The organism is Acinetobacter haemolyticus CIP 64.3 = MTCC 9819 (assembly GCF_000369065.1).
Lineage (GTDB): Bacteria > Pseudomonadota > Gammaproteobacteria > Pseudomonadales > Moraxellaceae > Acinetobacter > Acinetobacter haemolyticus.
Genome location: NZ_KB849804.1, coordinates 362,531 through 371,817 on the forward strand (window position 1 = coordinate 362,531; position 9,287 = coordinate 371,817).

Consider the following 9,287-nt stretch of genomic DNA (forward strand, 5'->3'; position numbering starts at 1 on the left):
TCAAGTGTGAGTACATAAAACACACATATATATTTTTATAAAAGATTAACTTAAAAAACAATAAAACTTAATGGTTGTACAATTATAGTTTGTATTCGATAGCCGCTAAGCATAGTATGATTAATTAAACTGGAGCATATGAATGCTAAAAGACATTACAATTATTGATTTCCAAGGCAAAGAAAGAAGAGCACAGGCAAACTATACAGAAGTAAATGCTAATAAAATCAATCATTCATCGAGAGTTCGTAAACCTAACGTTGAATATATTTTATTTAAAGGAGAATTTATTTTTCCTACTTTAGATTTAGTTTTCAACAGCTCTGATGGCAATAGCTATTATATAGAGTGAGCATAACCCACTTCAGTGGGTTTTTTAATGCTTGACGCTTGAGATGGAAAGAAATGAGCAGAGCAGATTGGTACTTACTCTCATTAGCGCAAAGCGAATCAACCTTCTGAACGGATTACTGCGTACAAAGCTCTGCTAATACAGATGTGATAGCAGGGCTTTTTCTTTTTCAAATTCGAGGATTAATCTATGAAATTTGTAAATTGTCAGGCTTGTAAACAACGGAGGTAATGGCTGTATGAACAAACTAAGCAATCGATCAGTTTTATCCAGCGAGCAATTGCCGCTCTCTCAAGTGCTGGAGCTGTAATTTCCCCGAACAATAAAAGTATCTAAAAAGTAGAGTTTTCTCTTAAGAGAGAAGCAGAAAATTCTGCATAAGGATATCTAAATTAAATTTGAAAACAGTATATTAAAGCCCACTCAAAAGTGGGCTTTTTGTGATTGTAAGGTTTTAAAAAAACAATCTGAGAAGTGCGTTAGAGGTATCTATTCTAATTCGATTTGATGGTCGTCTTTTGTCACTTTAATTTTCAATTTTTTATATTTTCGCTTATTGGGATCAAGTGCTGAGTTTGTCACCTCTGTTGCAAACACGGAATCTTTCATCAAAGTCCCATATGCTTTATATCCTAAGATTATACGATTTGGCTGTTGACCATTTCTAGAAACGTAATAATCAATCATTTGATTTAATTCATTTAAAAGACTTGTATCACTCATGGTTAAGATGCATCACTTTTAAGAATTTATTAAATAATAATATAATTCAACTTTGTTATCTATATGAAAAATAGAAAAAATTTATTAAATCATTGTCATAAAATTGAAATATAATTGGAATAATTTTTTAAATTACATGATATTTCAACTTATTTAAATCCTTTAGCTATTTCTTCAAATTTAGATCGATAAGCTTAATAGAGAATTGTTTTGAGATGAGAGCTTCTTAAAAGTGATTAAGCATTTTTAAGCAAATTTCAGGTAGAAAGATGACAGGGCTTATGTGAATAATTGAGTTTTAGGCTATATTCCATCTTTTGGATGGGGAGGATGAATGTAACTTAAAAAGAGAAATTTATAGGCTTTTGTGAGTCAAAGCTATTCGCGTCTAGCGATTCGGATTATTGTATCTGTTACTTCAAAACTGGTGGGAGTTTAACCCACTTGACCTAATCACATATTGGTGATAATTTAAACAATACGGAAGTCATATACGATTTGGGATTTAAGAGAAATCTTGCCTAGATAATAAACGTTATGACAAACCCGTATACATCAGCTAACAACGAACGAAACGATTGAGATCGTTTTTAAAAATGTTCAAGGTTGTAGAAAAGCCCGTAAATCGGGCTTTTTTAATGTCTACAACTTAGAAAGAGCATTAAGGCAAATCAAACCAAATCATTTGACTGTCTTGTGATGCGGTAATGGTTGCAGTCTCATCAAACAGTAAAGCATCACCAGCTTTGACTACATGATCAGCAATCATAACTTCACCAGAAATCACATGAACATAGTTCACTTTTTTCTTTGCACTGATCTCCAATTGTTGATCCTTTTCAAGAACAGTAGTTTTCACTTCTGCATTTTGACGAATCAACATTGGTGCAGACTCATCACCTGCAATCAAATGCCATTGGTTAGGATGGTCTTTTGGGTTTAAGTGAATTTGCTGATAAGTTGGTTCAGCATCTTGTACATTCGGTTGAATCCAAATCTGTAATAGATGTACCGCTTTATCATGCTTATTCATTTCACTATGGGTAACGCCTGTACCCGCACTCATCAACTGCCATTCACCCGCATTGATTTGACCCTCATTGCCCATACTATCTTTATGGGAAATGGTACCATCAAGAACACAAGTCAAGATTTCCATGTTGTCATGAGGGTGAGTACCAAAACCATTATGTGCTGCAACCGTATCATCATTAATCACGCGGAGAGCACTGACACCCATGTATTTCGGGTTGTACCAGCTCCCAAATGAAAAGCTATGGTAGGTGTCTAACCATCCTGCTTTTACATGACCACGGTTTTCACTACGATGTAGATAAGCATTCATGCTGCATCTCCCAAATTATTGTGTTTTGCTTAATGCTTATAGTATTGATTCATAATGATGATATATAGTCTTTAATTGCGACATATTGTTCTATAAATGCAATGATTGAGTATGATGCATTTTTATGAGTTGAATAAAAAAGGCCGAATAAAATATTCAGCCTTTTCAAATTAGTAAGCTAATTTACCAATTTATTATTTTGATTTATTTCCAAGCTGCGGAATCGCAGAACCTTGACCCACAGAAAGTAAACCAGTTTCTGTATAAAGACCAAGTTTTGCACGGGTATCAGTAATATCCAGATTACGCATTGTTAACTGGCCAATACGATCCATTGGTGTAAATACTGAATCACCTTTCTCCATTGTTAAACGCTCAGCTTCATAAGTGAGGTTAGGAGATTCAGTGTTCATAATGGTGTAGTCATTACCACGTCGTAACTCTAAAGTAACTGTACCCGTAATAGCTTTAGCCACCCAACGTTGTGCTGTTTCACGTAGCATAAGTGCTTGTGAGTCGAACCAACGACCTTGGTAAAGCAAACGACCTAAACGTAAACCGTTAATACGATATTGTTCGATCGTATCTTCGTTATGAATACCTGTCACTAAACGCTCGTAAGCAATGTGCAATAAAGCCATACCAGGTGCTTCATAAATACCACGAGATTTGGCTTCGATAATACGGTTTTCAATTTGGTCAGACATACCTAAACCATGACGACCACCGATACGATTTGCTTCTAAGATAAGTTCAACAGGATCTTCGATACGTTGACCATTTAATGCAACAGGGAAGCCTTCCTCGAAAGTAATTGATACTTCTTCCGCATCAATTTTTACATCATCTTTCCAGAATGCAACGCCCATGATTGGGTCTACGATTTTGATGCCAGCATCAAGGTATTCCAAATCTTTTGCTTCGTGAGTAGCACCCAACATGTTTGAGTCAGTTGAATATGCTTTTTCTTTTGACATTTTATAGTCAAAACCATTGTCGATGAGGAATTGTGACATTTCCGCACGACCACCTAACTCATCAATGAAGGTTTGGTCTAACCACGGCTTATAAATTTTAAGCGCTGGGTTGGTCAATAAACCATAACGATAAAAACGTTCAATATCGTTACCTTTATAAGTCGAACCATCACCCCAAATGTTCACATCATCTTCTTTCATTGCAGTGACAAGCATTGTACCCGTTACTGCACGACCTAAAGGTGTAGTATTGAAATAAGGAACACCACCAGTGCTGATGTGGAATGCACCACATTGAATCGCAGCAATACCTTCAAGTGCAAGTTGTAAACGACAATCGATTAATCGAGCTTTGACTGCACCGTATTGTTCAGCTTTCTTTGGAATCGCATCATAGTCATCTTCATCAGGCTGACCCAAGTTTGCAGTATATGCATAAGGTTCTGAGCCTTTTTGTTTCATCCACAATAAAGCTGCTGAAGTATCGAGACCACCAGAAAAGGCAATCCCAACTTTTTTGCCTACAGGTACGTGCTGCAAGATAGTTGCATTATCAGTCATTGCTTGTCCTAACGTTTATTAGTAAAGACACCGAATAGGTCGTCTTGAGAATAAAAAATCGAAACTATTGTAACACTTTTCGTGCAGCAAAGTTTTGTAAAATCGAGTTGATCATGGTGAAAATTAAAATTTTTATAGCGCTTGGTATCTTTTTGCGATTTGAGTGATCTATTAAAGTGGAGGCTCAAAATAGATAAATAGATTTTTCATATTACAGATACAACTAATTTTTACCGTTGATGGATAAAAGCTTTGAAATCATGTGGGTTAACAAGTTCAACTTTTGTGGGAATAACACTTTTTGATGATAGCCATTGCATGTGATCAACTTTAATAAAGTTTTCTGAGGGGAGTGTATATAAATAACCAATACGATCCCAATTGACGCTACATTGGAAAAGTTCAACATAAACGAAGTCATCCTCAAATTTAATGCTGAATCGAGCCTCATTGGATAAGCTGAGATATTCAATTGCAAATAATTGAGCAATTCTTTTATCTTCAACGGCATATATGCCAAAAGCATTGTCCATTTCCCCATCGCCTATAGCTTGTTTTGGTTCAAGATATTCTCGATAGCTTGAAGAACCGTGGAATAAGAGTAGAGGTTTAGATGACATATTGTTTTGTTATTCTTTGAAATTTGAATGTTATATCGACTATATAGTTTGCCTGTATACATGTATTGACGTATTTGACCACGTTTTAGTAAAAAAGTGTCATCCACTCCAATAACAAATCAAAGTACTATGCAACAAGTTGCAAAGCCAAAAATATAGAAGGAATACCATGACTAGCTATGCAAATATATTAAAACCACTACATTTGGGATTCACCACCATTAAAAATCGTGTGGTAATGGGCTCGATGCACTCAGGCTTAGAAGATCGTTTCTATAACTACCCTAAGCTTGCGGCTTACTTTGAAGAAAGAGCCAAGGGTGGTGTTGGACTAATCATTACAGGTGGTATTTCTCCTAATCGTCAAGGTTGGTTATTGCCTGCTGGCGGTACTATGAATAGTTTGGCTGATATTCCTCACCATCGTTTGGTAACCCATGCCGTACATAAACATGGTTCAAAAATTTTAATGCAAATTTTGCATTCTGGTCGTTATGGTTATCATCCATTTTCCGTTTCTTCCTCTGCGATAAAAGCACCGATTAATCCGTTTAAACCGCGTCAAATGTCTGACTCTCAGATTTTGGCAACCATCGATGATTATGCACGTTGTGCAAGCTTGGCAAAAAAAGCGGGTTACGATGGTGTAGAAATCATGGGTTCAGAAGGCTATCTAATTAACCAATTTCTAAGCAATCATGTAAATAAACGTACAGATCGCTGGGGTGGTGACATTGAAAACCGGATGCGTTTCCCAGTTGAGATCGTAAAAGCAATTCGCGCTAAAGTTGGTGAAAAATTTATTATCGCTTTTCGTTTATCGTTGTTGGATTTAGTACACGATGGTAATACCATGCAAGAAGTGATTACTGTAGCCAAGGCATTAGAGAAAGCTGGTGTAACGTTATTAAACACAGGAATTGGTTGGCATGAAGCACGTATTCCAACGATTGTAACGTCGGTACCTCGTGCAGCATTTGTAGATTATACCGCAGAGGTTAAACAGCATCTTTCAATTCCTGTTATTGCTTCTAACCGTATCAATATGCCAGATGTAGCTGAAGAGATCGTTGCATCGGGTAAGGCCGACATGGTGCAAATGGCACGTCCATTCTTGGCAGATCCATATTGGGTGAATAAAACTGCGACCAATCGTGTTGATGAAATTAATACTTGTATTGCTTGTAACCAAGCGTGTTTAGATCATGCATTCAAAAATCAGCGTGTGAGTTGTTTGGTCAATCCACAAGCATGCTTTGAAACAGAACTGGTTTATATCAAGACCAAAAAGCCAAAGCGCATTGCCGTTGTGGGTGGTGGTGTCGCAGGGATGTCTGCTGCCACTGTTGCTGCAAGCCGTGGACATGCTGTGACTTTGTTTGAAGCCAATAGTGATGTTGGTGGCCAGTTTAATCTAGCTAAAGTTGTGCCTGGAAAAGAAGAGTTTCATGAAACCATTCGTTATTTCAAAGTGCAACTTCAACAAACAGGTGTGGACGTTCGTTTAAATACACGCGTAAGTCGTGAAAAATTAGAAAGCGAAGGATTTGATGAAGTTGTGGTTGCAACAGGGGTTGTACCGCGCGAGTTGAAAATTCAAGGCAGCACAGCACCACAAGTACTATCTTATGCAGAAGTGTTAAGAGGTGCTGAGGTTGGACGTAAAGTTGCAGTGATCGGTGCAGGTGGGATTGGTTTTGATGTATCAGAGTTTTTATTAAAACCACCTCATCAGCCTCAACCGCAACCTTTAGCGGAATGGCAGCGTGAGTGGGGTGTGGATCCTGAAGCAAATTATATTTCAGAAGGTGGTATGCAACGCCCTGAAGTTGAAGCACCTGTTCGTGAGATCTATTTATTACAACGTAAGACGACACCACTCGGAATTGGTTTAGGTAAAACCTCTGGTTGGGTGCATCGTGCGCAATTGAAAAAACACGCAGTGCGTATGCTTCGTGGTGTGCAATATAAAGCAGTGACTGATGAAGGATTGTGGGTTGAGCACAATGGGCATGATCAATTATTGCGTGTTGATACGATTGTTGTCTGTGCAGGGCAAGAATCTGTGAAGGATTTAATGCCTAAAGAGGGGGAGAATACCTTTGCAAACTATCATATTATTGGTGGTGCGAAGCTTGCGGCTGAACTAGATGCTAAACGAGCGATTCGAGATGGTGCAGAGTTGGCGGCAAGACTTTAATAATTGATGAAACATTATGCATTTGAATACATTGCAGTTAAATTTTTCTTGAATAAAGGAAACAAGCTTTGTATTCTTACGCACATGGAAGCGTGGCAGAGCGGTTTAATGCACCGGTCTTGAAAACCGACGAGGGTGTGAGTCCTCCGTGAGTTCGAATCTCACCGCTTCCGCCAAATTCAAGTTTCTGACACTGTTTAACACTATATAAGATTTTGATTTATAAGGTTAAAGTTGGAAATATACAATATGACAAGCCGTGACGCACTACGCCAATCGGGTGTTATAAAGTAGTAAAAAATGCAGTAAGATTATTTCTTACTGCATTTTTTTATATCTGAACTATGGCGACTCGTGGAATCAATAAGCTTAGTGCTTTACAAGTTAAAAAAGCTAAACCTGATCCTGACAAGATGTATAAGCTGTCAGATGGGGGAAACCTATATCTACGTATTGACCAGAGCGGCAGCAAGTACTGGATTTTCAATTATACCCGTCCATTTTTAGGTAAGCGCAATGATTTGTCTTTAGGTACTTACCCTGAAGTTTCACTGGATGATGCTCGTACTATTCGTGATGAGTATAAAAAGTTAATTAAGCAGGGCATAGACCCAGCAATGGAGCGGATTGAAACCAAGTCACAAAAACAAAAAGAAGCCGAAAATACTTTTCGTGTTGTTGCACAAGCATGGTTGTATAAACGTGAGTTAGAACAAAAGCAAGATGATGAAACGGTCCGTCGTTTAAAGCACGATGTCTATCCCTACATTGGTGATTTAACCTTTCCACAGCTTACCTTAGAAATTCTTGAGATTAAGGTCTTTAAGCGCATTATTGAGCGTGGTGCTTTGTCTGTTGCCAAACGTCTTAAATCAGATCTTAACCAGATATTTAAATCAGCGCGTAAGAAAAAGCTCATTCAATATAATCCAATTGAAGATATTGAGCTTCCAAAGCCTTTGGGTGGAAATTTTGCCGCCGTGACAGAGGAACAAGATCTAGCACCTATGCTGAATAAAATCTGGAATTACTCCAAACTGTATCCACGCTGTTTGCTGAGTACACAGGTAGCCTTAAAAATTTCTGCACTGACCTTTCAGAGACCAGGAGAGATTCGTAAATTGAAAAAAGAGTATTTCTATCGTGAGGAGAGATGCTTTAAATTTAGAGCTAGTAAAACTAAACAGCTTCATATTGTGCCATTGTCAGATCAGGCTTTTGATCTAATTGAATCCATCATCGATTTGCACCCTTATAGTGAGCATATCTTTGTGGGTCGAGATGGTAAAACCATTATTTCTGACAATACGATTAACTCAGCTTTAAAGCGTTTGGGCTATGGTGGTGAACAGACAGCACATGGCTTTAGAGCAACTGCACGTACTATGCTTGATGAGATTTTAGAACAGCGTGTAGATTTTATTGAGCATCAATTAGCTCATAAGGTTAAAGATAGCAATGGCACAGCCTACAACCGAACCAAGTTCCTGAATAACCGTCGGGAGATGATGCAGGAATGGGCTGATTATTTAGAATCTTTGCTTGAATAGGCCGAGAAAATCTTACTTTGAATATTTGCGACATAATTTGTCGTAAAAGTCCTTTTTAATATTTTTTTTTAGCTGAATTGCTTTTATTTTAGATTTTTAACTTAATTGAGTGAAAATATAAAATGAATGAAGATAGAGCAATATACATAAAACCAAATCATTCAGGTATCGATATACCAAAATTAGATCCTGTTTTGATTAATAGAAATCAGTCTGAAGGAAAAGAGACAACTTTAGTTCTAGATAGTAATATTTTAATTAGGATGGAGAGGGTGGTTAAGTCTGGCAACAAGTGGCGATCTGTGAGAGAAAAAGGATTAGATAACTTAGTTGGATTACTCCAAAAGTGTAGACCTTATAGTGTTTGCTTATCTCCTGGTTTTGCATTAAAAGAAATGCCACCACAGAATGCTAAGGTCGCTATGGACTTATATGAAGCTTTTTGTTCAGTCCATCTACCAAATTTTATTGATACGCCTACCAGTACAAGAAAAGTTCATACTGGTATTAACAATGATTATGGCTTCAATGATTTAACATATGAAGGGCTTTGTTGCACAAACCTATCTGTAAAGGGTTTTTCAGCGATATAATTTTCAAATGAAGAAGCCTACACACAAAATCTACCGCACAACCAATTGGCCCGCATATAACCGAGCACTCATGAGTCGCGGAAATATTGCCATTTGGTTTGATCCTGCTACGCAATGGTATGCGCCATCAAAAGGCAAACAAGGGCGAAATCAAACCTACTCCGACGCAGCCATCCAATGCTGCTTAATGATTAAATCCTTATTCCGTCTGTCTTTACGTATGGTCACTGGCTTTGTGCAAAGTCTGATTAAACTTTGCGGATTAAATTGGATAGCTCCAGATTACACCACGCTTTGTAGAAGACAAAAGCATATTGATATTGTAATCAGCTACCAAAAAAGTAGCGATGGGCTGCATCTACTCAT

Annotated in this window: 9 protein-coding genes and 1 tRNA gene; 6 read left to right on the forward strand and 4 right to left on the reverse strand. The window is 37.6% G+C overall.

The window, feature by feature from the left end; all coding sequences use genetic code 11:
- Positions 1 to 142: 142 nt before the first annotated feature.
- Positions 143 to 352, forward strand: coding sequence for a hypothetical protein (locus tag F927_RS11800; RefSeq protein ID WP_004639604.1), 210 nt, complete (start codon positions 143 to 145; stop codon positions 350 to 352).
- A gap of 489 nt (positions 353 to 841) precedes the next feature.
- On the opposite strand, the gene F927_RS17290 is transcribed toward F927_RS11800, so the two are convergent.
- The 4 genes from F927_RS17290 to F927_RS11820 form a co-directional block, all read right to left on the reverse strand.
- Positions 842 to 1,075: a hypothetical protein gene (locus F927_RS17290; protein WP_004639602.1), complete on the reverse strand. Its 234-nt coding sequence runs from the start codon at positions 1,073 to 1,075 to the stop codon at positions 842 to 844.
- Positions 1,076 to 1,736: 661 nt separating this feature from the next.
- Positions 1,737 to 2,420: a pirin family protein gene (locus F927_RS11810; protein WP_005084949.1), complete on the reverse strand. Its 684-nt coding sequence runs from the start codon at positions 2,418 to 2,420 to the stop codon at positions 1,737 to 1,739.
- 194 nt (positions 2,421 to 2,614) lie between these two features.
- Entirely contained in the window at positions 2,615 to 3,958 is a 1,344-nt protein-coding gene (gene argG, locus F927_RS11815; protein ID WP_004639599.1) for an argininosuccinate synthase, read from the reverse strand.
- 230 nt (positions 3,959 to 4,188) lie between these two features.
- Positions 4,189 to 4,578 (reverse strand): hypothetical protein, encoded by a 390-nt coding sequence (locus tag F927_RS11820; protein WP_005084951.1) that lies wholly within the window; start codon positions 4,576 to 4,578, stop codon positions 4,189 to 4,191.
- Between the two features lie 169 nt (positions 4,579 to 4,747).
- Between F927_RS11820 and F927_RS11825 the strand changes: the two genes are divergently transcribed.
- The 5 genes from F927_RS11825 to F927_RS16895 form a co-directional block, all read left to right on the forward strand.
- A complete protein-coding gene (locus F927_RS11825) occupies positions 4,748 to 6,778 on the forward strand; it encodes an NADPH-dependent 2,4-dienoyl-CoA reductase (protein WP_005084953.1) in 2,031 nt (676 codons plus the stop codon).
- An 86-nt stretch (positions 6,779 to 6,864) separates the two neighbouring features.
- Positions 6,865 to 6,954: transfer RNA gene (locus F927_RS11830), tRNA-Ser, on the forward strand.
- 168 nt (positions 6,955 to 7,122) lie between these two features.
- On the forward strand, positions 7,123 to 8,328 hold the full coding sequence (locus F927_RS11835) for a tyrosine-type recombinase/integrase (RefSeq protein WP_005084955.1): 1,206 nt from the start codon (positions 7,123 to 7,125) through the stop codon (positions 8,326 to 8,328).
- Between the two features lie 122 nt (positions 8,329 to 8,450).
- The gene (locus F927_RS11840) at positions 8,451 to 8,921 is read left to right on the forward strand and encodes a hypothetical protein (RefSeq protein ID WP_005084957.1); all 471 of its coding nucleotides are present in this window, start codon (positions 8,451 to 8,453) and stop codon (positions 8,919 to 8,921) included.
- 7 nt (positions 8,922 to 8,928) lie between these two features.
- Positions 8,929 to 9,287: transposase (locus F927_RS16895; protein ID WP_171066096.1), on the forward strand; the 359-nt coding region annotated here is incomplete at its 3' end.